Raw genomic sequence first — 24,436 nt, forward strand, 5'->3', positions numbered from 1 at the left:
AGATTATGTGAGTATTTTATTATCTTACGATGAAAAAATATCAATAACCTGATGAGGATGGCGGCAATCAATAGAATAAATAATTAACTAGCATAAACTATTGCTTTAAAACCACTCTTAACAAGTAGTCTAAAAAATAGTCTAGAAACGGTAATGAGAGAACGCTTTGTTAGCATCTGCCATACGGTGAACTTCGTCACGCTTCTTCATAGCGTTGCCTTTGCCGTCAGCGGCATCATTCAATTCGCCAGCCAAACGCAAAGCCATTGATTTTTCAGAACGCTTAGCAGCAGCTTCAGCTAACCAACGCATAGCCAAGGCAGTACGACGGGAGGGGCGTACTTCCATTGGTACTTGATAGGTAGCACCACCAACACGGCGAGCTTTTACTTCTACCATTGGGCGTACATTCTCTAAAACTTCTTCAAAGAAAGATACTGGATCTTCGATTTTACGTTTTTCACTGACTGTCTCAAGGGCACCGTAAACGATACGCTCAGCAGTAGATTTTTTACCATGACTCATTACATGGTTGATGAATTTTGCAACAGTTTGGCTACCAAACTTAGGATCCGGTAGGATCTCACGGGTAGCAACGACGCGACGTCTTGGCATAATAAATTTCCTTGTCTTCAGGAGTGTCCAACATTCACAACATCATACTCGTCATCATAGGACATAGTAATGAGTTGTCAGTTAGCCTTACTGCATGGTGGTATGTTTAGGTGTAGCTAGCCAATATAAAGTAATTTATATTAACCAATACTACTGTTGACACCAAACCCATGCACAGTTATTGGGTGATGCAAATAAGCTAAGCTAATATTAAGCTTTAGGCTTCTTGGCACCATACTTAGAACGACCTTGTCTACGGTCTTTAACGCCTGCGCAATCTAGTGCACCGCGAACAGTGTGATAACGTACACCTGGTAGATCTTTTACACGACCACCGCGGATAAGAACAACACTGTGCTCTTGTAGGTTATGACCTTCGCCGCCGATGTAGCTTGATACTTCATAGCCTGAAGTCAAACGTACACGACATACTTTACGCATGGCTGAGTTAGGTTTTTTGGGCGTGGTAGTATATACACGAGTACATACACCGCGACGTTGTGGGCACGCTTGCAACGCAGGAACTTTTGACTTTTCCTTGATGGTTTTGCGACCCTTGCGAATCAATTGGTTAGTTGTTGCCATAAGGCATCCTTCTCCCGTTTGGTATAAAACAAAAAAATGGGGAAATGCACCATCGATCTGACGCAATTCGCAGATTTCGGCACACCCATTTTTAGGACAGTATATTATAAAGAGTTGTTGCTGCTAATTCAACCACTTATGAGTTGTTTTACTTTACAACATTCGATATATATGCATTAAGCCTACCACTATAACACTTTATCTGTTCTGCACTGAAAAATAGCTGAAAAACAAGACGTTAAATACGGTGGTGTTGGCAGACTTACATACTATGAACACAAGCATTATCAATAAAAGATATTTAGAGGTAAATGCCTGGCAGTTCGTGACAACTAAATGGCGATATTATCTTACTTTTCAAGACAGCTAAGACAATATCGCTACATTTAAATATGGACGGTTGTTTCAATTTACTTATTTTGCTTATCTGCTGCTTTGTTTATGCTCTTTGATTTGCTGTCTGACGATTTGTTTGAGTTGTCGTTTTTGCTCTCTTTGTCTTCTGGGTCTTTGCGCTCATCGTTGCTTTTATCATCAGAATTTTTGCTATCAGTACTTTTATCAGCACCTTTCTCATCATTGCTGGCGGTTTTGCTCACCTCTTCCTCGCTACCGCTATCATCGGTAATCGCACGATTGGCAAGTTTGGCTTCTGGGGCAAAAGTCGCTTGCGCCACACCGATCACTTCGTCAATGAGTTGGCTGTTATAACGCATGCCTACCACTACCGCAGTGCCTGGTAAAAAACGACGTATCCATGATAAATTAATTTGATCAAGATCGATACCTACCTGACTGGCAATATTGTCTACTTGTTCAGCATAGAAATTCACATTTTTGTTTTTAAGGCCTAGGTTTTTAAGCTCACTATGCAGACCATTGCTTTGCGCGTTGTCCAGCAAGCCTTTACCGATACCAATACCAGCAAGCAGCGCTTGTTTTTCTTGCATCTTACTTAGGTCAGCATTGGCAAGCAGCTCATATGCCATCTTGACGCCTTGCTTACCTGTTAACGGCTTATTATAAACCGCAGCCAATTGATAGACAGTACGCAAAGACACCAGCAATAACCATAAAGTATCAGCCAGCAAACCTGGTAATCCAGCCAAGCCCGTTAAGCCACCAATCGTAGCAAGCGCACGGTTTTGATTGGCAATATCGGTCGCCAGGGCATAACGCTCTTCATCGTCTAAACTTGCAACGCTAGCAAAACGATGCTCATTGGGCAGGTCAATTTGACTCCAAGTAGCGGCGAGCTTAGCAATTTGCGCAAAAGCGCCATCAACTGTCGATTGAAACAGGCTATTCGGCACTACTTTTTTGGCATACTTACCATAGGTAGCAAAACGAGTGCCTAATAATTGCTGAGTCGCCTTTAGGGTTTGTTCACGAAATAAATCTTGCTGATAGTCTTCATCACCTAAATCTACCGCTTTATAGTGACTCGGTTTACCCGTTTTTGCATTCATGCTATCAATCGCTGCACCCATACGTTCTAGGTTGTTGCGAGCAAAATAGCCAATAGTATTGATACCCTTAGAGAGAGTGCTACGCTTTGCCATCGTTATGTCCTTAATATGATGATTGGTCATTTTTTATAGTAGTAATGAATGGGTCATTTTAGCCAATGAGGCAAACAGCTGTCAGTGCGAACAATGTTATCGCGCTCACAAATTTTGTATCTAAAAGTACAGCTTATTCGTAGTTATCGACCTTTTCCTGCGTCTCTGCCCTACTTTTATCTGTATAAAAATAGCGGTATCTTAACGGCTAAAACCACGATTATCATATCGCAAAAAAGTCTGTCATGGCTACTTTTAACCGCAATCAATGTTTTGTGGTTATTTTGCACTTATCCAAAGATTTTGAACCCTTGATACGTTATCATATGACATAGGCTAAGGCATTAGCTGGCAATCATGTATTTGGTTCTATGATGATAAAAACAATCACTTTAGAGAAACCTTTAGAAGTTAAGTAGCCTTTAAAAGTTAAAAAACTTTTTAGAGTTAACATTTATTTAATTGTCTAGATTACCTTTAACCAGCTGCTGCTATCATAAAACAGCCATGCCAACCGCTACATAATAGAATGATGGACTCAAAAGCGATTATTAAAAGTAATTATCAAAAATCGTTATTAATAAGGAATAGAATATGCGCCGCGTTGTTATCACTGGAGCAGGGATTGTCTCTTGTATCGGACATGACTTAGCCACGGTTACTGCCGCTCTTAAGCAAGGGCAGTCTGGCATTACATTTAATGACTCTTATGCTGAACATGAATTTAAATCACACATTAGTGGCAGTATCGATAAAGCAGAACTCGACACCTCCGCTATAGATCGTAAGTTAAAGCGCTTCTTTAGTGATGCCAGCCTTTATGCATATGTCAGCGCCCTAAATGCGATTGAGCACGCTGGCTTATCGCTTGAGACTATCAATAGCAATCCACGTGTGGGCGTCGTAGCCAGCTCGGGCGGCGCATCGACAGAAAATATCGTCAATGCGATAGATGCGATGCGTGAAAAAGGTCTGCGCGGTGTCGGTGCGATGGCAGTACCAAAAACCATGGGCAGCTCGGTATCCGCCGCATTAGCCACTGGTCTAAAAATTCAAGGAGTGTCCTACTCTCTTGCTTCTGCTTGCGCAACCTCAACCCACTGTATTGGCCATGCCGCTGAGCTTATTCAGTTAGGCAAAGCCGATATCGTCCTCGCTGGTGGCAGTGAAGCTGAACACTGGACGCAGTCTTGTATGTTTGATGCGATGGGCGCAGTGAGTACTCAGTATAATGATACGCCAAAACTTGCCTCAAGAGCTTATGACAAAGACCGTGATGGTTTTGTGATTGCTGCTGGTGGCGCGATGGTTGTTGTAGAAAGCCTAGAACATGCTCAAGCACGCGGTGCCAATATATTGGCTGAAATCGTCGGCTACGGTGCCAGCTCTGATGGTGCAGAAATGGTCGCACCAAGCGGTGAAGGCGCTGTACGCTGTATGCAGCAAGCACTAGCCGAAGCTGGTCTAGAAAGCGTCGATTATATCAACAGCCACGGTACGAGTACGCCACTAGGTGATATCACTGAGCTTAAAGCGATTGCTAAAGTATTTGATAATGATCTCAGCAAAGTACCGCCTATCAGCTCAACCAAATCGATGACCGGTCACAGCTTAGGTGCCGTCGGTGCTCAAGAATTAATCTATTGCCTATTGATGCTACAAGAAGGCTTTATCGCGCCAAGTATTAATGTTGAAAACTTAGACCCTGCGGCTGAAGGCTTTGATATCGTCACCGAAAAACGTGATGCCAATCTCGAAACCTTGATGAGTAATAGCTTTGGCTTTGGTGGTACGAATGCTACCTTAATTATCAAAAAGTTTGACGCGTAAATTATGCCCGCAGAAAATCATAAGAATACTGAGCAGACAGTTTCTGCCCTATCGCCAGCTACTCAACCTAGCTGGCGTTTTGGTGAGCTAACGGCTGCCGAATTAATACCACAACTGCAAAGTCATCTAATAGCAAAAGATACTGAAGCCAACTGGCAATTGGTTTGGTTAAGTAATGATGACCGACCAGTGATTGGTTTGCTCCCTAAAGTAAGCTGGTCCGTCCACTATGATGCTGCCAATAATAAGCCAACTGACGATCCGTCAGGCGCTTATAAAGTTATTAAAAATTGTCGTGGTTCTTGTCTTGATGATAGCCCTACGTCAACAACGACATATATGAGCTATGCTAAATGGCAGGATGAATTAATTGCTTATAGCCAAGCTTGTGAGGATGCTAATAAAGACTCAAAGCCAGCAAGCGATGTAAATGAGAAGCCAAGTTATCATCATGGTCTGATAGGCTTTATCGGTTATGATATTGCTGCTCATGAGCTCAGCCCAGCTGCAAATATCGAGCTGGCAGCGCAGCCTTGTGCGGTACTAGGTCATTATGATATCTACCTAACTCCGTCTGATAAAGAAAATGGCTGGAGACTAAATACACTAGGTTTAAATACTGATAGCGAGGCAACAGACGCAACACTATCAGCGCTTATATCGTATTTAGACATGCTAGACCATGAATTATCCAATAGAAAAAAACCCTCTAATGACAGTGTATCATCGTTAGCGCCCTTAATATTGAACGAGCGCTGGCATAAAAATGATTATCAAAGGGCTTTTGCAAAAACCCAAGATTATCTACAGCAGGGTGACTGCTATCAAATCAATCTGACCCAAGAGTGGAAAGGCTGTCTTGCCCATAACGATAAGTTATCGAAACTCGTTGATTATTTACCTGCCCTACATCGGAATACAAAAGCTCCCTTTGCAGGGTACTTAGTCGCTAATCACTTTAACCATGACATCAAAGACCCTACGTCACTGCATCCGTTCGAATTATTAAGCTGCTCACCTGAGTTATTTTTTACTTTTACAAAAGATACTAACACCGGCAAACATCATATTCGCACCAAACCCATCAAAGGAACGATGCCGCGCGGATTGAATACTGCACAAGATAATATTTATAAACAGCAGCTTATCGATAGTGAAAAAGATCGTGCCGAAAACGTCATGATCGTTGATTTACTACGCAATGATTTGGGCAAGTATGCCAAAACTGGTAGCGTCAAAGTGCCACAGTTATTTGCGATTGAGACCTTTAGCAATGTGCATCATATGGTTAGTACCATCACCGCTGAGTTAAAGCCAGATAGTCATCCATTAGCCGTGTTATTTGGCAGCTTGCCTGCTGGCTCTATTACCGGCACACCAAAAAAGCGGGCGGTTGAGATTATATCTGAACTGGAAACTGCACCGCGTGGTGCTTATTGCGGCACCATGGGTTATATGAACTTTGATGGTAGTGGTCAATGGAATGTACTCATTCGTACCCTGCAAACAAATGAATCGTTGAGCGGCGCTAGAGAAGTCAGTTTATGGGCAGGCGGTGGTATTACTGTCGCTTCTGATTGTTATGCAGAATATCAAGAATGTTTAGATAAGGTAGGTAATCTGCTAAGTGTCTTAAGTCAAGAACATCTCTATAAATACACTTAAGCATCATTCGAAAAGACGACTAAAAAAATCCTGCTAACGTCATGTTGAGCAGGATTTTTTATTACTACAATTTCAAACCATCAAAACCGCGAACGAGATATTAATCAGCAACGATTTCAGCCTTTTTCTGCAATGCTTGCAAAGCCTCGATTAAACGGTTGTTTTGCTCAGCTGTACCAACGGTAATACGCAAGTATTCATTGATACGCGGTTTGTCAAAATGACGAACGATAATGCCTTGCTCTCGTAACGCATTCGCTACCGCACTCGCATTACCCTCTTTTGGACGCACAAATACAAAGTTAGCATGTGACGGCAGCACTTGATAATCCAATGCCACTAAGTCCGCTGTTAGTGACTCACGCAGATCAATAACCTGCTGACGCGTTTGCTCAAAATATTCAGTATCTAAGACACTGGCCGTCGCCCCAGCTTGCGCCAGTTTATCGAGTGGATAGCTATTAAAGCTATTCTTCATGCGTGTCAGTGCTTCGATTAATGAGATATTTCCAAAGGCCATACCGACGCGCAAACCCGCGAGTGAGCGTGATTTCGAAAAGGTTTGTGTCACAAGAATGTTGTCAAACTCATTGATTAAGCTCACTGCTGAAATTTCTGAATCTGAGCTGCCATCAGCTGCCCCAGCAAAATCAATATACGCCTCATCAATCACAATCACTGCATTAGTGTGTTCGCCCGCCAGCTTACGAATGTCATCAAGCGATAATAATAAACCGGTTGGCGCATTAGGATTGGCAATGATGATACCACTGCAAGGCTGACGATATGCATCAGGGTCGATACTAAAATCCTCTTCTAGCGCAATTTGTATCAAATCGATACCAAAAGTCTGCGCATATACAGGGTAAAAACTATAGCTGATATCAGGGGCTAAAACGGGGCGCTCTTTTAGGAAAAAACTGGCAAAAACGAGTGCCAACACTTCGTCTGAGCCGTTACCGACAAAGACTTGGTTTGCTTCAATACTATAAAGCTGTGCCAATGCGGCACGCAAATCATCAGATTCGGGCGCAGGATACAAGCGTAAATCATCTGCTTGCTGCTCTAAGACTTTTGCGATTGCCTCCCCTACTTTCGGGGAAGGTGGGAATGGGTTTTCATTGGTATTTAATTTACATAAATTGTCGTGTTGCGGCTGCTCACCAGGGACATAAGGTGACAAGTTACGCGCTTTAGATGACCAAAGTCTGGTATCTACCTTTGACTCACTCATAAATTATCCTAAAATTAGCCATGAAGACTATTAAAAGTAAATGTCTAAAAAAATGTCAAAAACAACTCTTCAACCATCCAAGCTATCTTACTGATAACGATAACGAGCTGAACGTGCATGGGCTTCTAAGTCCTCACGCTGCGCTAAAATATCTGCTGTCTCAGCCAATGGCTTGCTGCCTGCTTCACTACAATAAATAATCGAAGACTTCTTTTGGAAATCATAAACGCCGAGTGGCGAAGAAAAACGTGCGGTACCAGATGTTGGCAACACATGATTGGGCCCTGCGCAATAGTCACCAATCGCTTCAGGCGTGTGACGTCCCATAAAGATAGCCCCAGCATGACGAATGTCACTTAATAGCGCATCAGGATTATCAACAGACAATTCCAAATGCTCAGGGGCAATACGATTAATGAGCGCCAACCCTTCAGCTCTATCTTTTACTAGTATCAACGCACCACGGTTTTTTAGCGAATCACGAGCGATATCAGCTTTTGGTAATTCTGCCAGTGCTTTTTCAATTTCAGCGGCCACTTCTGCGAGCTGCTGTTCACTGGTCGTGACAAAGATGGCTTGGGCGATACGGTCATGCTCAGCTTGTGACAATAAATCCATGGCTAGCCAATCAGCGCGATCTTGCGCCTCACCTTCTGCATAGACCAATACTTCAGAAGGGCCAGCAATCATATCGATACCGACTTGCCCAAATACCGCACGCTTCGCCGCTGCCACGTACTTGTTACCAGGTCCGGTGATTTTATCTACCGCTGGAATCGTTTCTGTACCGTAAGCCAATGCCGCCACTGCTTGCGCACCGCCGATGGTAAAGACACGGTCAACTTGTGCCAAATGCGCCGCTGCCAATACCAATGGATTGAGTGTACCTTTAGGCGCAGGTACCACCATGATCACTTCATTGACGCCAGCTACTTTGGCAGGAATAGCATTCATCAATACAGAGGATGGGTAAGACGCCAGACCACCGGGTACATAGATACCGACGCGATCTAGCGCAGTCACCTTTTGACCTAAACGATTGCCCAGCTCATCTTCATATTGCCAAGTTTCTTGTACTTGGCGCTCATGGAAGGTCTGTACCCGTGTCGCTGCCGTCATCAATGCTGTTTTTACTTTTTCATCAAGGTTAGCAAACGCCTCAGCAAGTGATTCTTTAGAGAGCTCCAGCTCTTGCATTGTCGTCGCTGGATGCTGGTCAAACTGCTGGGTTAACGCCAATACGACGCTATCGCCATCGTGGCGCACTCGGGCGATGATATCATCAACGGTTTTTAGTAAATCGGCATCATTGACCGTTTCAAAAGCAAGCAACTGTGTCAATTCACTATCAAAACTGGCATCTTGGGTACTTAACTGGCGCATGACCTCATCCTATGTCTGGGCATAAAATACTGCTAAAAAATAAACGATGGAAAAATAAAGCCAATGGTATAAATGTGGCAAAAGCTTTCGTCAGCTTATCTATAATGATTTTATTCAGATTACACTGAACACTTACTATTTGACAAGCCAACACAATAAAACCAGTTTAGCATGCTATGTCTATCATAGAGCGCTAAACTGGTTTAAAAATCTGCATGACCATGCTTTATATTATCAATACATACTTCATATTATCGATGATAGGCATCTTTATGCATTTCTGTTTTATGAGTTGCTAGCAACGCTGTCTTTAAAGCTATCCAAGATCGGCTCAAGTAGTGCAAATTTGCGCTTGTAGCTGACCTGATTGACAATCAAACGTGATGACACATCACAAATATGATCGAGAGCTTCTAGACCATTGGCGCGCAACGTATTACCAGTATCGACCACATCGACAATCAAATCACCCAAACCGACCAATGGGGCAAGCTCCATCGAACCGTATAGCTTAATGACATCGACTTGCTGACCTTGACTGGCAAAGTAAGCACGGGCAACATTGACATACTTGGTGGCAATACGTAGGCGACGATTGGGCAGTGGCGCATCTTTTACACCAGCGGTCATCAGCTTACATTGAGCAATTTTCAAATCAAGCAACTCATAGACATGATTGGCACCATGCTCTAGCAACACATCCTTGCCCGCTACCCCAAAGTCAGCAGCGCCGTGTTCAACGTAGGTTGGTACATCGCTGGCACGCAGAATCAAAACGCGCACATTAGGATTTGAGGTCGGGAAAATAAGTTTGCGTGAGGCTTCAGGATCTTCTAAAAGCTCAACACCAGCTGCGCGTAGCAATGGCATGGTTTCTTCTAGAATACGGCCTTTTGATAAGGCAAGTGTTAAGCCTGAGAACTCATCATTTACTTCGTTTAATAAACCATTACTCGGTAGATTGTTGCTTGCTTCAGTCATAATGACATCGTGTCCATGTACAGTGAGTATCCCCACTAAAGAGGATTTTTTAAATTTATAACGCCAAACGTTCAATTTTATAACGCCAATCCTAACAATAGTTGGCGCTCCAAAATCTCATCAGCCAATCAAGCTTAATCGCTGGTTTAATCGTTGGTATTGATACGTTCGATATTAACCCCAAGCGCACGCAGTTTTTCTTCAACATGCTCATAGCCACGATCGATATGATAAATACGGTCGATTAAGCTTTCACCTTCAGCAGTCGCCGCCGCCATCACCAATGACATAGACGCACGTAAATCAGTCGCCATGACAGGGGCAGCCGTGAAGTTTTCGACGCCTTTAACCACAGCCGTATGACCATCTACTTGAATAGATGCGCCTAAACGATTGAGCTCAGGCACATGCATATAGCGGTTTTCAAAGATATTTTCGATGAAAGTACTGGTGCCATTCGCCAAGCAGGCAATCGCCATGACTTGCGCTTGCATGTCGGTGGGAAAGCCAGGGTGTGGCTGGGTACGAATATCAACAGGCAGTGGACGACCTTTCATTTGGGCGCGAATCCAATCATCGCCACTGGTAATCACCGCCCCCATGTCTTCGAATTTCTCTAGCACAGGCGTTAATAATAGCGCAGACGTGTTTTTGGTCAACACATCACCGCGAGTCATCAACGCGCCAGCAAGGTAAGAGCCCGTTTCGATACGATCCGGCACCACTGAATATTCACAACCGTGTAAGCGCTCAACGCCTTCGATGGTCATGATCGAGGTACCAATACCGCTTATTTTGGCACCCATCGCGACCAACATATTGGCCAAATCAACCACTTCTGGCTCAAGCGCACAGTTACCCAAAACAGTCGTGCCCTTGGCTAAAGCCGCTGCCATAATGACGTTTTCAGTACCGCCAACGGTCACCATGTCAAAAGAGTAGTTACAGCCAATCAGCTTGCCACCTTTTGGCGCTTGTGCTTTTACATAGCCATTCTCGACACTAATCTCAGCACCCATCGCCTCAAAGGCTTTTAGGTGTTGGTCGACAGGACGTGACCCAATCGCACAGCCGCCGGGCAATGAGACTTCTGCCTCGCCAAAACGTGCCAGCAATGGCCCAAGGACTAAAATCGAGGCACGCATGGTCTTTACCAAATCATACGGTGCATAAAAATTATCAATAGTCTTGGTATCGCAAGTGACAGTATCGTCCTGCTTTTGGATTTTGATACCCATGCCACCGATCAATTCAATCAACGTCCGCACATCTTGTAATGAGGGCACATTGTGCAATGTCGTTGGGGTCTCGGCCAATATCATAGCTGCCAGTAATGGCAAAGCAGCATTTTTGGCGCCTGAGATAGTAACTTCCCCTGCGATACGACTACTACCAGTGATTAAAAATTGATCCATAGAAGTGACAACCTAGCGATGAGTATTAAAAATAGTGAAAATCAGACTTATCGAACCAATCATTGTAATAATCGTTAAAACAATCCGTTCTGTGCAAGCCAATCGTATATAAAAAATTTAACCTTTTGACTGAACATCCCATTCAGCAGGCGTCAGCGCTTGAATATTGAGCGCATGAATATCACCACTGGCAATCTTGTCATTGACTAGCGCATAGATCGCTTGCTGACGTTGCACGGCGCGTTTGCCCTCAAAACTGGCATCAACCACGCGTACATCAAACTTATTACCTTGATTGGCAGCTTGAATAAAAGCGTCTGGGAAGTGAGTCTGTAAAAATGCAATCAAATCGTCAGCGTTCATGCTCATAAAATATTCTGCCTTAAAGTTTCAGATAGGGTATAGAGGTAAAGTGACGACATTATAACAAGAGTTGAAGCATCTTACAGTACTGTCTTACGCAACTGCGCCTAAGCAATCCAGCCAGCACTAACAACACAGTTAAATGCCAAATATTTAAATAGGCGCAGTATGAGCAGACCTGACTATTTAAGCTTTTTATCCAAGTACGTTAATACTTGCGCACGCACATCATTGACCCACCGTAGCGGCGGTGCCATGGCACCGATACTGGTGGCATGGCTAGCCCCTTTGATTTCACCGTTTTCCACAGTAACACCCGCCTCTTGCAGCGCTTTGGTCATTTTAATCGTATTGGTTGCATACACCACTTTGTCTTTTTCGGCAGTCAGCAATAAATATGGCGGCTGCTCACCTTTGATTTGACGATCTGGCATTACCTTGTCTGGCGTGGCATCAGCAGCAAAGGCTGTTGCGCTGTCAAATTTACGAAAGTCATAACTATAAGGTCCAGCAATACCAACAACCGCTTTAATGTCTTTTGGCTTAACACCATAAGGCGCTAAAAAATCCTCATTGGCAACAGCAGCAACCGCATTGAATGCACCAGCAGAATGTCCGACCACCGCCAAGCGCTTTGGATCGGCATGCAGACTGGTTGCATTGTCGATGCTCCAAGCAATCGCTTGTGCCGCATCTTCGACATAATCAGGATACACATGTTCAGGTGCTTTGCGATAATTAATCACGGCGGTGACATAGCCTGCCTGCGCCAAGCTTTGACCGACAAAGGCGTACTGTTCTTTATTACCACTCTCCCACGACCCACCATGGACAAAAACCACCATTGGATAACTGTCGTTGATAGCGCTTTGGGCTTTCATCGCTTGTGCCAATGGCTTGGGATAATAAATATCTAAGTCTTGCGATGGCTCATCACCATATAGAATGTTTTTACTGACCCCAACGCCGCCACTTGACGTAATACCATTGACCACAGCAAGTGGTGACAAAGCTTGCGCATTTTGGGCAGCGAGTGCAATGCCGCCTATCGCCAATGCAGCAGTAACGCCTGCCCCTGAGAGTTTGAGCGTGCGGGTTTTAATATTTGGTTGTTCGGTATTGCGTAAATCAATAGCTGGAGAGCGTGTGTTTGAATCCTTCATAGCCAGTATTCCTATTATATTTATTTTCAATCAACAATGGATTGCCTTATAACAGCCGTATGGGTTCTGTACTTCATTTATCATAAAACATAACGACGTTTTGTGATGAATGAGCCTCACGCTGTCACAGTTGTTTTTTACTTTTTATATCTTACTGGCTGGCTGAAGCATTATCGTGCTTTTACTGTTGCCACTGTTTAGGATTATTGTGATTACTTAACAGTGCGCTTATTGATTAAATACTTATTGACCCTGATAAAGGTCAATGTAAGGGCTGGATGACGGCTGATTAACCGACTCGCCTTCCTCTGTTATAACGATAGGTGTCGCAGTACTAGTAGTATTAGGCGTCACAGCGTTGTTTACATTAGGGTTAACGTTAGAAGCTACATTAGAGTCAATAGCAGGCACCATCGTAGGATTGGCCAAATTATTTTCATACATAATATCGTCTTCAGCCAACTTCACCCCTCTATCATCGACGACGGTGGTCAGCAATACCAGCTCTGTAATACCGATTGTGTCGTTAGCGATATCAATCAGATGGCTTTGTTGGGTAGGCGTCATGCGCCCCATAATATAGACCACACCATTATCAGTCACCGCTTTGATTTGTGAGGCTTTGACGCCGTCATTCGCTGCGACTTTTGCCAATAGCTTTGAGGTGATATAACCATCGTGAACGGTTGAGCTATAACCCTTCGAGGCACTAACATTCAGCTCGTTGTAGACACGGCGCACATCTGGCATGGAGCTGACAACTTTTTCGACTTCTGCTTTGATTGCCTCAGTTGGCACTTCGCCTGTCAATAACACTTCACTGTTAAAACTATCAATACCCATACGGCTGATTTGCTGAAGGTCTTCTTTGAGCCCATAAACATTAATTTTGACCGTATGCTCAATACTACGATCGAGCAAACGCTGTGGAATCGTGCGCTCGGTCATCGGCACGCCATAGGTACCCTCGGTACTATTGGTCAGATAATTGGTGCTGCAACCTGTACTGACGAGAACGAAACCAGTTATTAGCATAACGCCTATCGCTGTGCGACGTGATGAACCAAAAATAGCAGTGCGCAAATGCATCCGTGTCATTATTTACCTCTTAAAGCATGATGGTGACGATTGTATGAGATCAATTGGTTTAGCCGTTTTAACTGAGTAACTATCAAATATCAAAATAAGAATTATCGACTGAGTAATCGCTAACGTCGTTGTTTCTACGACTAGCCATTTTCTTTCAATCACTTTACTTAATTTTTACGGTGGGCGGTTAGGTTTTTGGTAACGATAACATGGGGTCGTACTTTCTTTGCCTGTTTGCTAACACAGTCAAAACGCACTATTACCATGCGCTGGCTATAAAAGCGCCTTTTAGCCATTCTGTCTGACTCTTCAATTTATTCGTAAAATCCCTGTTATTTTTATCCGTATTATTTACAGCAATGCTGTGAGTATTAACCTTATTCGTATCATAAGCAATCACATCAAAGCGGCACTCATAATGACTATACTCAGGGTGCACTTGTAAAAAATAACGAGCCGTCTTTATAATTTTACGTTGTTTGCTTGCCGTGACGCTAAGCGCGGCGTCACCAAAACCTGAATGCTGACGCTGACGTACTTCAATAAATACCAGCGTCGACCACGCCTGCCCCGTCTCTAGCATTATTAAATCTAACTCACCAACTTTAGGCTGCTGCCAGTTTTGTGCAATCAGCTGTAATCCTTGCGCTTGTAAAAACTCACACGCTCGTTGTTCAAAGCGGCTGCCTTGGCGCTGTTTTGGTGAAGTAAGGGTCAAAGGTTTATGATCTGCCATAGCGTCCATGGGTCTGGCCAACATTTCATAATTATCATAGCACAACATGCTAAACTAACCACTTTTGCGCCCTTTTGTCATTATTGATTGTTCACTATTTACCTGAACGATATATGATAAATGTCAGCGCCATCTTATTTTTTAATTCCAGTTTTTAATACTTCGAGGTTTTATGTCTACCCCTACTGCGATGCCAGCTTGCCTATATATCGTTGCCACGCCGATTGGCAATCTTACCGATATGACACCGCATGCGGTTGATATCTTAAAGCAAGTCGCTATCATTGCCTGCGAAGACACCCGCACATCAGGTAAGCTGTTGTCGCATTTTGGCATCGACACTAAAGATAAAAAAAGCAGTAAAACGGACGATACCAAAGCGCCAGCCACTCATAATAACTTGGATGATTCTGAGGCTGTAGGCAAGCAAAAAGGACACAATAAGCTTTGGGCATACCATGAGCACAATAGCGCCATTCAAACGCCTAAAATTATTGAGATGATTCAGCAAGGTCATTCGGTCGCCTTAATCAGTGATGCCGGTACGCCGCTGGTCAGTGACCCTGGTTATCAATTGGTGCAAGCTGCCCATGCTGCTGGGGTTACTGTGTCGCCTATCGTTGGCGCTTCTGCGGCGATTGCTGCATTGTCTGTAGCGGGATTACCGTCAGACCGTTTTAGCTTTATTGGTTTTTTACCAGCGAAAACCCATGGTCGCCAAAAACAACTGAGTGCCCTCACCTCGCGTACCGAAACATTGATATTTTATGAAGCACCGCATCGTATTATTACCAGCTTAGAAGATATGGCGACGATATTTGGCGCAGATCGCGACGTGGCTTTTTGCCGCGAATTGACCAAAACCTTTGAGACCGTCCGTAAGAGTACGCTAGGCGACTTGGTTGAGTTTGTCAAAGCAGATGATAATCAGCAGCGTGGCGAAATAGTCGTGGTGGTCGCTGGCGTTGATGCGGCACAAGATACTGACGATATCAGCATCCATGACAAATTATTGCAAAGATTGTTAGAGGATTTATCGGTCAAAAAAGCCGCTGCATTGGCGTCCGATATTACGGGTGTCAAAAAGAATGCCCTCTATCAGCGTTTGCTTGATCTACAAGCTGAATGACTTTCGAATATAAAAGATAAGCGTTTATAATTTAATTGAGGAGAAGTGAGCAATGTACGATGTAATGGCGATAGGGAATGCCTTGGTTGACCACGAATATGTGCTATCTGATGCAGCGTTGGAAGAGACAGAGCTGACCAAAGGCAATATGACCTTGGCAGGTATCGAAGAGCAGCAGCAACTGTTGGCCTACTTCCAACTTGCACAAATTGCGCCATCAAAACAAGCGGGTGGCGGCTCAGCAGCCAATACCATGTACGCCTTTGCCAGCTTAGGTGGCAAGCCGTTTTATGCTTGCCGTGTGGGCGATGATGATCAAGGCGCCTTTTACCTCAGGGACTTGCACGAAGCAGGCGTCGCTACCTCAGACAAATCTATCCATGAAGGCGGTGTAACTGGATCTTGTGTGGTTGCCGTTACAGAAGACGGTGAACGCACCATGCAGACTTATCTAGGCACCTCAAGCGATATTGTCGCTGATAACGTCGATTTTGATGCGCTAACGCAAGCAGATTGGTTATATCTAGAAGGCTATTTAGCCATGTCCGAGGGCATCCAGCCAGCCATGACTCAGTTACGTCAGCAAGCTGGCATTCATAATGCAAAGATTGCGGTGAGCTTCGCTGATCCAGCGGTGGTTAAATTTGCCAAAGACGGTTTGCTCAATATGCTGGGCAACAAAGTGGCAGTGATATTTTGTAATAGTGAAGAAGCCAAGCTCTTTACGGATAAAAAACAAGTCAAAGCAGCCGCGCGTGCCTTACTTGAACATTGCCAAATTGCGGTAGTGACGGATGGCGAAAAAGGCGCTGTTATCGCTCATAAACCTGATGCCGAGTCAGAGATTGTGGTGCATGATATTGCTACGCCAGTCGTTGCCAATGTCATCGATACCAATGGGGCTGGCGACAACTATGCGGGGGCGTTCTTATACGCTTTATCGCAGCAGTACACCTTACCAGAATGTGGTCATCTTGCCAGCGAAGTGTCAGCACAAGTTATTCAACAATTTGGCCCACGACTCATGCCGCAGGATTATAAAGAGATTGCCAAACGGGTACTGTCTGCTTAATCTCTGAACATATTTTAGGACGTCACAGCCCTAATAAAAAAGCCCATATCAAATCGACATGGGCTTTTTCTTTTGCAAATTATTTTATTGTTAAGAAAATTATTAAGAAATAAGAAACTTGCAGATTAAGCCGAGGCTAATGCCTGTTCTAAATCGGCTTTGATATCGTCGATATGTTCAATACCAATCGACAATCGCACCATATCAGTACTCACACCAGCATTCTCTAACTCTTGCTCGTTCAACTGACGATGTGTGGTCGTCGCTGGATGACACGCCAATGATTTGGCATCACCAATGTTGACTAAACGCGTAATCAGCTGCAACGCATCAATAAAGCGCGCCCCAGCTTCAAGGCCACCTTTTACCCCAAAGGTCAAAATAGCTGAGGGCGTACCCTTCATGTATTTCTTTGCAAGCTCGTGCTCAGGATGATCTGGCAGACCCGCATACTTTACCCAAGCAACTTTATCATGGTCACGAAGGTATTCAGCCACTGCTTGGGCGTTCTGTACATGACGCTCCATACGCAAGCTCAGCGTCTCCATACCTTGCAAAATACCAAAAGCATTTAATGGACTAAGTGCCGCGCCAGTATTACGCAGCGGTGCCACGCGAGCACGAGCGATAAAGGCCGCTGCACCAACGTCCTTGACGAAGTTCACACCGTGATAACTGTGATCTGGCGTGTTCAGCAATGGGAAACGCTCAGGGTAATCGCCCCAAGGGAAAGTCCCACTATCGACAATCGCGCCACCAATCGAGGTGCCCGTACCACTCATATATTTGGTCAATGAATGAATGACAATATCCGCGCCAAACTCAAACGGACGGCAAATCGCTGGCGTGGCAACCGTACTATCAATCACCACCGGCACACCATATTCGTGCGCGATGTCACTGAGTGCTTGAATATCAATAATATTACCCAGTGGATTACCGATACTTTCAGCAAAGACCATCTTGGTTTTATCATCAATTAAATCACGAATCGCCTCAGGGTTTTTGTGGTCAAAGAAGCGGACTTCGATACCTTGACGCGGCAAAGCATGGGCAAATAAATTGTAAGTACCGCCATACAAGGTCGATACAGCAACGATGTTGTCACCCGCTTCACAGATGGTTTGAATCGCATAAGTGATGGCAGCCATACCAGATGCTACGGCAAGCGCGCCGATACCGCCTTCAAGCGCCGCAACACGCTCTTCTAAAACCGCATTGGTTGGGTTCATAATGCGCGTATAAATATTACCCGCGACTTTTAAATCAAACAAATCTGCGCCATGCTGGGTATTATCAAACGCATACGAGCTGGTGTGATAAATAGGCACAGCGACGGCTTTGGTCGTTGGCTCAACACTATAACCCGCATGAATCGCTAAGGTCTCTAAGCGCTGCATTGGTTTTGTGCCGTTCTCTGAATTGGTCTCTGGTTGTCCATCACTCATAACAAACTCCTTGGTAGTCACTAAAAAAAGCATCAATCAAAATAGATCATTTAAAGGTATCAATTGACCAATAATCTCTAAAAAAGCCATCTTATAAATGATAGCCATAAAAAAAAGCTGAGTTAATCATAACCCAGCTTCTTTATGAAAAGAATAGCCAATGTTGGGTTTATTAATAACCACCCAGCATAAGTAACCCTATTTCAATCTACTTCTGATTGTATTGATACTTACCACTTATTTGTAATAAGCATTTTCAGTACGAGTATGATCCGTCTCATCGATGACTTGTGTCAGCTCTGGTATTTGCTGCTTTAGCTGTACTTCAACGCCTTGACGCAAGGTCATATCAACGGCTGAACAGCCTTGGCAACCACCACCGAATTTCAATACAGCAGTGAGACCAACGCCTTCTTCATCAATCAACTCAAGCAACTGTACGTCACCACCATGCGCCGCTAAGCCTGGGTTAATCTCAGACTGTAATACGTAGTTGATACGCTCTTCTACGCTGGCATCAGCACCCACTTTTGGCATTTTAGAGTTTGGCGCGCGGAAAGTTAGCTGACCACCGAAACGATCTTTATTGTAGTCAATGACCGCATCTTCTAAATAAGGGACTGACGACGCTTCAATAAAAGCAGAGAAATCATCGTAGGTAAAACGTAGATCAGCACTGTCTTCTTCGCCCGGTTGGTTATAAGCCATACAGCATTCGGCACGCGGCGTACCAGGATGCTCGACGAAGATACGCACACCGATACCGTCGGTATCTTGCTTGGACAGTAAATCGGCCAAATAACCTTGGGCTGACTCGGTAATGGTAATATTACTTTTCGTTTCTGCTTGCTCAGTATCTAGCGCTGATTCATAGTCTGCAGATTGATCTGATTGGCTGGCTTGATTGTGCTCACTCATAATTTTTCCTATGCGTTATGACACAAACGCGACTGCTGTCATAGCTGCTGTGTCGTGAATTTGGGCAATTTGGTTTAACAGTTATCAAGCATAACGGTTGATATTATAGTGCTCTAACGGCAATCTTGATAAAGGTTTGATGATTTTATAACCACTATTATAGCGCATTCAGTCGATAATTCCGACTGCGCTACTGCGAATTAAAGCGTGACCGTTATAAATAGTCACTATTGGTTTTTTTAATGGTGACATAAAAGATATAAAGAGGTGATGCTAAAAATGCGACGCAAAATTATTTAACTACCCACACCGCGTCTGCTATTGTTTATATTAAGGCTGCTTGATTGATTATCAAGGATGAAAGTGTATTAGGGATTGCCGAGTAGACATATCGTGCTACTCAGTATTAACCATACAATAAATGATGTCATAAACGATGCCATAACAAAACAATCTAGACGAGACCGCTTTATGATGACAGAAACCCTAAAACTGGTAAGCACCAAAGACGGCGAAAAAATAGCAATTTGGAAGATTGTGGATACTGCAAAAGATGAAAAGAAGACTGATATTCTTACCACCAATGCGCCTAGGGTAAAAGCACAAAATATTCTGTTGACCCACGGTACCTTTTCGGACAAACAGACTTGTTTAAGAATCGCCCACTATCTGGCGCAGCTTGGTCATCATTGCTACATTATGGAATGGCGCGGTCATGGTGCGAGCTCGATACCAACAGACAAATTCAACTTCGAAACCGTCGCAACTTATGATTTTGAGGCCACCTTTCGTTACTTATTTGCTGAGTTAAAACTGGATAATCTACACTGCGTCACCCACAGTGGCGGCGGTGCCTGCCTAACCATGTTTTTAATCCAAAACCCCCAGTATATTGACCACATCAACAGCATCAGTATGTTTGCCTGTCAAGTTTATGGCGCAGTATCGAACCCGATTAGCTACACTAAAATTCTCGCAGCCAAAGTATTTACGAGACTACTAGGCTTTATCCCAGCTAAGAAGCTTAAAATGGGTCCTTTTAACGAAAGCTATTATACGATGAACCAGTGGTACGACTGGAACCTGAACAAAGACTTTAAAAGCAGTTTCATCAAACAAAATGAATTTGAAACAACGACGATTGATGAAAATACTGTATCTAATACTGTATCTAATAACAGCCACTTCGATTATCGACAACACATGTCAATGATTACCACGCCTATCTATGCGATCAGTGCCAAAGGTGACCATTTTATTTCGCCAACCCGTGGCTGTCAGTTGTTTTTTGATAAGTTTGCTAACCCAAAAAACGTCTTTCGAGAATATTCCCTTGACCATGGAGACTTGGATGATTATACCCATAGCCGCATTATGATAAGCCGTAATGCTGCTACAGAGATTTGGCCAACGGTGACCGCATGGATAGAGAAGCATGCAAGGTAACGATGACACACCCCTACACATCTTTATACTTGTCAGAAAGTCATAGGCTGTGTCAGTATTAGCGTCATCAATTTTTAACCAATAAAAAATAAGTCGTAGGAAAGTGGCGTCTATGAGTGGATTATCAGAGCAAAATCTAGATACACAAAACCCAGATAAACAGGACAAAAAACACTATCGTTATTTGGTGTTTATTGGGCGCTTTCAGCCGTTTCATTGCGGGCATAAAGCGGTCGTGGATGAAGCATTGAAGCGTGCCGACAATGTCATCATGCTGATCGGCTCCGCAAACTTACCACGTAGCTTACGCAACCCCTTTAGCGTGGCTGAGCGCGCTGCGATGATTAAAGACGCGTATTCAACAGCAGATGCCGCGCGTATTCACTGCGTTGGACTCGATGATGCGCTTTACAATGACACACGCTGGCTGCAATACGTGCAAGCAGGTGTCAAATCTGTCACTGGCGACTTGCAGACCGATATTGGTCTCATTGGTCATTCAAAAGACAGCTCATCGTATTATTTATCGCTATTCCCCAACTGGGCGTCGGTCTCTGTACCCAATTATCACAATCTATCGGCGACCCCTATTCGGGACAGCTATCTCATGGGTGCCACACCAACGCCTGAGCGCACCCCTGAGTCGACCCGCAACGTCCTAAATGACTTCAAAAAAACCGAGGATTATCAGCAGCTGCACGAAGAAGCTGACTTCGTTGATAAGTATAAAAGACAGTGGGAGTCTGCGCCTTATCCACCTACCTTTATGACCGCTGATGCCTTGGTCGTCCAGTCAGGTCATATTCTGTTAGTAGAACGTCGCAGCATGCCAGGGCGCGGACTATGGGCACTGCCCGGTGGTTTCTTGAATCCAAAAGAGACGCTCTTTGATGCCTGTATCCGTGAGCTACGCGAAGAGACGCGCCTTAAAGTCCCAGAGCCAGTATTACGCGGCTCTTGTCATAGTCAACATACCTTTGACGACCCTTACCGCTCAGCGCGTGGTCGCACGATTACCCAAGCCTTTTACTTTCAGCTAAAAAACGATCCAAAAGGTCTGCCCAAAGTAAAAGGCGGTGATGACGCGGCCAAAGCGTTTTGGTTACCGCTTGCCGAATTGGATGCCACCATGATGTTCGAAGATCACTATGCGATTATCACTAAAATGGTTGGCTTGTAAGACGTTGTGTCATTGACTGTTTAGTGCATTAATGACTCATTTTCAATCAATGACACTCTATATAATTTACCTTATAAGTTTGGTTTTATCAGTGCCACTTATATTTTCACCGCCCAAGCCGATAGACGGCAAGGGTTACTAATCAGCATTTAGTTATCCTTACTAGATGCTGTCAATGGATGAGCCGTTAGACTGTTGAACAATAAATTGATGCTAATGTACATAAAATACTTTTAGTCCATTTAAGGCTCAACAATGATGCGAGTCGTCCATTTCACTCAAAGCAGAGGAGTTCTGTGATGTATACCAGTAATTTAAATAATTTAATCTTAAATAGCGACAGCTATAAAACCTCACATTGGGTGCAATATCCAAAAGGTAGTGAGTATCTATCCAGCTATATTGAAGCGCGTAAAGGCGATTACGATGTGGTGTTCTTTGGTCTGCAAGCCTTTATTAAAGAATACCTGAGTACCCCTATTACCCACCAAGATATTGATGAAGCCGAAATACTGATTCAAGCGCATGGCTTGACCTTTAATCGTGCAGGTTGGGAACGCTTAGTTGATAAACATGGCGGCTATTTGCCACTACGTATCGAAGCCATACCTGAAGGCAGCATCGTTCCAGTATCCAATGTGGTCTGTCAGATTATCAATACCGACCCAGAATTCTATTGGCTACCAAGCTATATCGAAACGGCATTACTCCGTGCTATCTGGTATCCGTCGACCGTTGCTAGTGTCTCGCACTATTGCAAAGGCATCATTCGTCAAGCGCTAGAAAAATCAGCGGATAATACTGAGTCATTAACCTTTCGCTTGCATGACTTTGGTTCGCGCGGTGCGTCTAGTCAGGAGTCCGTGGCACTTGGTAGTCTTGCTCATTTGGTAAATTTTGCCGGTACAGATTCCATGACCGCTTTGGTGGCTGCCAGTCGCTGGTATCAAATGGATAAAGACATGCCTGCCTTTTCTATCCCTGCCGCTGAGCATAGCACCATGACTGCATGGGGTCGTGATAGCGAAACTGCTGCTTTTGCCAATATGATTGAGCAGTTTGGTGGGGCGGGTAAGAGCTTTTCAGTGGTCTCTGATAGCTATGACTTATGGAACGCCATTGACAATATTTGGGGTGGCAGTTTGAAGGACGACGTAAAAAACATGGGCGGTACTTTAGTCATCAGACCTGATAGTGGTGAGCCTGCTAAAGTAGTCCGCGAGGCACTGGAGCGCTTGGCAGTGAAGTTTGGCACGACGGTTAATAGCAAAGGCTACAAAGTTTTGCCAGATTATGTACGTGTCATCCAAGGGGATGGTATTAGTCCGCAAAGCTTGAGCAAAATTATCGACGTGGTCATGAAGGCAGGATTTAGCGCCGAAAACGTGACCTTTGGTATGGGTGGTGGATTACTGCAACAAGTCAATCGCGATACCATGAGCTGGGCGATGAAAGCCAGTGCCATCTCTATCGATGGCGCATGGAAAGACATTTATAAAGACCCTATCACTAGCCGCTCAAAACGCTCAAAAAAAGGTCGCTTGGCGTTGGTCGAAGACAGTAACGGACAGCCAACAACCATCAAAGCGGATGATCTACCCGCTGGTGCAGATAACCTGTTACGTGACGTGTATGTCGATGGCAAATTACTGGTAGAAGACAGCCTCACTACAATTCGGGAGCGTGCAGGATGGTAGCAATATGATAAATAGTAATAAAATGGCGTCGGTTGCACGCGACGTCTTACTCGCCCCTGTTTATCTTTATCAAGGCCGCAAAATCAAGCGTGATACGGTGCGCTTGCCTGAGCCAAACGGAGAGCGACACGGACATATTCAATTAGGCAAACCGACTGATACCATTGCTAATACTGAAAATAAGACCAAGCACACGCTAAATCTCATGATCGTTGGCGATTCAGCAGCAGCGGGTGTTGGTAGTCAGACACAGCATGAGGCACTCGTTGGTAATTTGATGCCAATCTTAGCGCAGCAATCCGTGATTAATACTCAGTTTGCTAACTTGGTCTGGTCGTTGCAAGCGACCACCGGACATACCAGCTTTGATATCTTGCGCAGGCTTTATGTGCTGCCCGCGCCTAACCACCCCATCGATGTAATGGTGCTAAGTGTTGGCGTCAATGACACCACCTCGAACGTCTCTGTGGGTAAATGGCAGCAGCAAATCGAAGATATTGTTGCGATCGCTCAGCGTAAATTTGGCGTACGGCAATTGATTTTTTTGAGTCTGCCGCCTATGGCGCAAATGCCTGCGATACCTGCCCCTTTGAATAACTTCGTCGGTGCTAAAGCTTCAATGCTTGATGCAACATTACAACAAGTATGTGCAAGTAATGAGGGTGTCACTTATATGGCCACTGATTTTCCAAGGATGATAGAAGAGCACTCTAAGGGCATGCCAATTGATATCAAAGTGATGTTTGCCAGTGATGGCTTCCACCCTAGTAGTTTAATGTATGGCTACTGGGCGCAGCAGTTGGCAGAGCTCATTGTCAAGTTGCTTAATTCATCAGCTGCCGAACTGAGCAGCCCTGCTTTCTAAAAGCTAGTATCTCAAAGCTGATATCTCAAAAATGACAGCTTGAAAAATGACAGCTCAAGA

The 24,436-nt window shown here is 44.3% G+C and carries 21 protein-coding genes; 8 read left to right on the forward strand and 13 right to left on the reverse strand.

Going from position 1 to position 24,436, the window contains the following annotated elements:
* Positions 1–141 precede the first annotated feature (141 nt).
* From rpsG to ACMFL8_RS12650, 3 genes are all read right to left on the reverse strand, one after another.
* Positions 142–615 (reverse strand): 30S ribosomal protein S7, encoded by a 474-nt coding sequence (rpsG, locus tag ACMFL8_RS12640; RefSeq protein WP_010200608.1) that lies wholly within the window; start codon positions 613–615, stop codon positions 142–144.
* A gap of 210 nt (positions 616–825) precedes the next feature.
* Positions 826–1,200 carry a 30S ribosomal protein S12 gene (gene rpsL, locus ACMFL8_RS12645; protein WP_010200611.1) on the reverse strand — a complete coding sequence of 125 codons (375 nt, stop codon included), beginning with the start codon at positions 1,198–1,200 and terminating at the stop codon, positions 826–828.
* A gap of 410 nt (positions 1,201–1,610) precedes the next feature.
* The gene (locus tag ACMFL8_RS12650; RefSeq protein WP_413191176.1) at positions 1,611–2,762 is read right to left on the reverse strand and encodes an EcsC family protein; all 1,152 of its coding nucleotides are present in this window, start codon (positions 2,760–2,762) and stop codon (positions 1,611–1,613) included.
* 594 nt (positions 2,763–3,356) lie between these two features.
* Between ACMFL8_RS12650 and ACMFL8_RS12655 the strand changes: the two genes are divergently transcribed.
* Positions 3,357–4,592, forward strand: a complete 1,236-nt coding sequence (locus ACMFL8_RS12655) for a beta-ketoacyl-ACP synthase II (protein ID WP_210541465.1) — start codon at positions 3,357–3,359, stop codon at positions 4,590–4,592.
* Positions 4,593–4,595: 3 nt separating this feature from the next.
* Positions 4,596–6,257 (forward strand): anthranilate synthase component I family protein, encoded by a 1,662-nt coding sequence (locus ACMFL8_RS12660; RefSeq protein WP_413191177.1) that lies wholly within the window; start codon positions 4,596–4,598, stop codon positions 6,255–6,257.
* Positions 6,258–6,357: 100 nt separating this feature from the next.
* On the opposite strand, the gene hisC is transcribed toward ACMFL8_RS12660, so the two are convergent.
* The 8 genes from hisC to ACMFL8_RS12700 all read right to left on the reverse strand — a co-directional run bounded on the left by hisC (position 6,358) and on the right by ACMFL8_RS12700 (position 14,669).
* Positions 6,358–7,491 (reverse strand): histidinol-phosphate transaminase, encoded by a 1,134-nt coding sequence (hisC, locus tag ACMFL8_RS12665; protein ID WP_413191178.1) that lies wholly within the window; start codon positions 7,489–7,491, stop codon positions 6,358–6,360.
* Between the two features lie 87 nt (positions 7,492–7,578).
* Positions 7,579–8,874 carry a histidinol dehydrogenase gene (hisD, locus tag ACMFL8_RS12670; protein ID WP_413191179.1) on the reverse strand — a complete coding sequence of 432 codons (1,296 nt, stop codon included), beginning with the start codon at positions 8,872–8,874 and terminating at the stop codon, positions 7,579–7,581.
* Positions 8,875–9,159: 285 nt separating this feature from the next.
* The gene (gene hisG, locus ACMFL8_RS12675) at positions 9,160–9,855 is read right to left on the reverse strand and encodes an ATP phosphoribosyltransferase (RefSeq protein ID WP_189586767.1); all 696 of its coding nucleotides are present in this window, start codon (positions 9,853–9,855) and stop codon (positions 9,160–9,162) included.
* Positions 9,856–10,001: 146 nt separating this feature from the next.
* Positions 10,002–11,270 carry a UDP-N-acetylglucosamine 1-carboxyvinyltransferase gene (gene murA, locus ACMFL8_RS12680; protein WP_201593214.1) on the reverse strand — a complete coding sequence of 423 codons (1,269 nt, stop codon included), beginning with the start codon at positions 11,268–11,270 and terminating at the stop codon, positions 10,002–10,004.
* Between the two features lie 117 nt (positions 11,271–11,387).
* On the reverse strand, positions 11,388–11,639 hold the full coding sequence (locus tag ACMFL8_RS12685; protein WP_010200621.1) for a BolA family protein: 252 nt from the start codon (positions 11,637–11,639) through the stop codon (positions 11,388–11,390).
* Between the two features lie 176 nt (positions 11,640–11,815).
* Complete coding sequence (locus ACMFL8_RS12690) at positions 11,816–12,796, reverse strand: alpha/beta hydrolase (RefSeq protein ID WP_413191180.1); 981 nt, start codon at positions 12,794–12,796, stop codon at positions 11,816–11,818.
* 243 nt (positions 12,797–13,039) lie between these two features.
* Positions 13,040–13,894 (reverse strand): BON domain-containing protein, encoded by an 855-nt coding sequence (locus ACMFL8_RS12695; protein ID WP_413191181.1) that lies wholly within the window; start codon positions 13,892–13,894, stop codon positions 13,040–13,042.
* 250 nt (positions 13,895–14,144) lie between these two features.
* Positions 14,145–14,669, reverse strand: a complete 525-nt coding sequence (locus tag ACMFL8_RS12700; RefSeq protein ID WP_413191182.1) for a YraN family protein — start codon at positions 14,667–14,669, stop codon at positions 14,145–14,147.
* A 124-nt stretch (positions 14,670–14,793) separates the two neighbouring features.
* On the opposite strand from ACMFL8_RS12700, the gene rsmI reads away from it, so the two are divergent.
* Positions 14,794–15,750, forward strand: coding sequence for a 16S rRNA (cytidine(1402)-2'-O)-methyltransferase (rsmI, locus tag ACMFL8_RS12705; protein ID WP_413191183.1), 957 nt, complete (start codon positions 14,794–14,796; stop codon positions 15,748–15,750).
* A gap of 52 nt (positions 15,751–15,802) precedes the next feature.
* The gene (locus tag ACMFL8_RS12710; RefSeq protein WP_010200631.1) at positions 15,803–16,822 is read left to right on the forward strand and encodes an adenosine kinase; all 1,020 of its coding nucleotides are present in this window, start codon (positions 15,803–15,805) and stop codon (positions 16,820–16,822) included.
* Between the two features lie 125 nt (positions 16,823–16,947).
* On the opposite strand, the gene ACMFL8_RS12715 is transcribed toward ACMFL8_RS12710, so the two are convergent.
* Positions 16,948–18,222, reverse strand: a complete 1,275-nt coding sequence (locus ACMFL8_RS12715; RefSeq protein ID WP_413191401.1) for an O-acetylhomoserine aminocarboxypropyltransferase/cysteine synthase family protein — start codon at positions 18,220–18,222, stop codon at positions 16,948–16,950.
* Between the two features lie 285 nt (positions 18,223–18,507).
* Positions 18,508–19,188 carry a Fe-S biogenesis protein NfuA gene (gene nfuA / locus ACMFL8_RS12720; RefSeq protein ID WP_010200634.1) on the reverse strand — a complete coding sequence of 227 codons (681 nt, stop codon included), beginning with the start codon at positions 19,186–19,188 and terminating at the stop codon, positions 18,508–18,510.
* Between the two features lie 471 nt (positions 19,189–19,659).
* Here nfuA and ACMFL8_RS12725 point away from each other — a divergent pair, with 471 nt between their 5' ends.
* From ACMFL8_RS12725 to ACMFL8_RS12740, 4 genes are all read left to right on the forward strand, one after another.
* Complete coding sequence (locus tag ACMFL8_RS12725) at positions 19,660–20,634, forward strand: alpha/beta fold hydrolase (RefSeq protein WP_413191184.1); 975 nt, start codon at positions 19,660–19,662, stop codon at positions 20,632–20,634.
* Between the two features lie 112 nt (positions 20,635–20,746).
* Positions 20,747–21,814 carry a bifunctional nicotinamide-nucleotide adenylyltransferase/Nudix hydroxylase gene (locus tag ACMFL8_RS12730; protein WP_010200636.1) on the forward strand — a complete coding sequence of 356 codons (1,068 nt, stop codon included), beginning with the start codon at positions 20,747–20,749 and terminating at the stop codon, positions 21,812–21,814.
* A 299-nt stretch (positions 21,815–22,113) separates the two neighbouring features.
* Positions 22,114–23,511, forward strand: coding sequence for a nicotinate phosphoribosyltransferase (locus ACMFL8_RS12735; protein WP_413191185.1), 1,398 nt, complete (start codon positions 22,114–22,116; stop codon positions 23,509–23,511).
* 4 nt (positions 23,512–23,515) lie between these two features.
* Positions 23,516–24,376 (forward strand): SGNH/GDSL hydrolase family protein, encoded by an 861-nt coding sequence (locus ACMFL8_RS12740; RefSeq protein ID WP_413191186.1) that lies wholly within the window; start codon positions 23,516–23,518, stop codon positions 24,374–24,376.
* Positions 24,377–24,436: the final 60 nt, after the last annotated feature.

This window comes from Psychrobacter sp. AT9 (genome assembly GCF_047272965.1).
GTDB lineage: Bacteria > Pseudomonadota > Gammaproteobacteria > Pseudomonadales > Moraxellaceae > Psychrobacter > Psychrobacter glaciei.

Excerpts from the sequence above, each read along its gene's own strand:
- ACMFL8_RS12700 (WP_413191182.1), bottom strand. The coding sequence starts at position 14,669 with ATGTTGTGCTATGATAATTATGAAATGTTGGCCAGACCCATGGACGCT.
- ACMFL8_RS12735 (WP_413191185.1), top strand. The coding sequence starts at position 22,114 with ATGTATACCAGTAATTTAAATAATTTAATCTTAAATAGCGACAGCTAT.
- ACMFL8_RS12730 (WP_010200636.1), top strand. The coding sequence starts at position 20,747 with ATGAGTGGATTATCAGAGCAAAATCTAGATACACAAAACCCAGATAAA.
- hisD (WP_413191179.1), bottom strand. The coding sequence starts at position 8,874 with ATGCGCCAGTTAAGTACCCAAGATGCCAGTTTTGATAGTGAATTGACA.
- ACMFL8_RS12660 (WP_413191177.1), top strand. The coding sequence starts at position 4,596 with ATGCCCGCAGAAAATCATAAGAATACTGAGCAGACAGTTTCTGCCCTA.
- ACMFL8_RS12690 (WP_413191180.1), bottom strand. The coding sequence starts at position 12,796 with ATGAAGGATTCAAACACACGCTCTCCAGCTATTGATTTACGCAATACC.
- ACMFL8_RS12650 (WP_413191176.1), bottom strand. The coding sequence starts at position 2,762 with ATGGCAAAGCGTAGCACTCTCTCTAAGGGTATCAATACTATTGGCTAT.
- murA (WP_201593214.1), bottom strand. The coding sequence starts at position 11,270 with ATGGATCAATTTTTAATCACTGGTAGTAGTCGTATCGCAGGGGAAGTT.
- rsmI (WP_413191183.1), top strand. The coding sequence starts at position 14,794 with ATGTCTACCCCTACTGCGATGCCAGCTTGCCTATATATCGTTGCCACG.
- hisG (WP_189586767.1), bottom strand. The coding sequence starts at position 9,855 with ATGACTGAAGCAAGCAACAATCTACCGAGTAATGGTTTATTAAACGAA.
- nfuA (WP_010200634.1), bottom strand. The coding sequence starts at position 19,188 with ATGAGTGAGCACAATCAAGCCAGCCAATCAGATCAATCTGCAGACTAT.
- ACMFL8_RS12725 (WP_413191184.1), top strand. The coding sequence starts at position 19,660 with ATGATGACAGAAACCCTAAAACTGGTAAGCACCAAAGACGGCGAAAAA.
- ACMFL8_RS12740 (WP_413191186.1), top strand. The coding sequence starts at position 23,516 with ATGATAAATAGTAATAAAATGGCGTCGGTTGCACGCGACGTCTTACTC.
- hisC (WP_413191178.1), bottom strand. The coding sequence starts at position 7,491 with ATGAGTGAGTCAAAGGTAGATACCAGACTTTGGTCATCTAAAGCGCGT.
- ACMFL8_RS12710 (WP_010200631.1), top strand. The coding sequence starts at position 15,803 with ATGTACGATGTAATGGCGATAGGGAATGCCTTGGTTGACCACGAATAT.
- rpsG (WP_010200608.1), bottom strand. The coding sequence starts at position 615 with ATGCCAAGACGTCGCGTCGTTGCTACCCGTGAGATCCTACCGGATCCT.
- rpsL (WP_010200611.1), bottom strand. The coding sequence starts at position 1,200 with ATGGCAACAACTAACCAATTGATTCGCAAGGGTCGCAAAACCATCAAG.
- ACMFL8_RS12685 (WP_010200621.1), bottom strand. The coding sequence starts at position 11,639 with ATGAGCATGAACGCTGACGATTTGATTGCATTTTTACAGACTCACTTC.
- ACMFL8_RS12655 (WP_210541465.1), top strand. The coding sequence starts at position 3,357 with ATGCGCCGCGTTGTTATCACTGGAGCAGGGATTGTCTCTTGTATCGGA.
- ACMFL8_RS12715 (WP_413191401.1), bottom strand. The coding sequence starts at position 18,222 with ATGCAGCGCTTAGAGACCTTAGCGATTCATGCGGGTTATAGTGTTGAG.
- ACMFL8_RS12695 (WP_413191181.1), bottom strand. The coding sequence starts at position 13,894 with ATGACACGGATGCATTTGCGCACTGCTATTTTTGGTTCATCACGTCGC.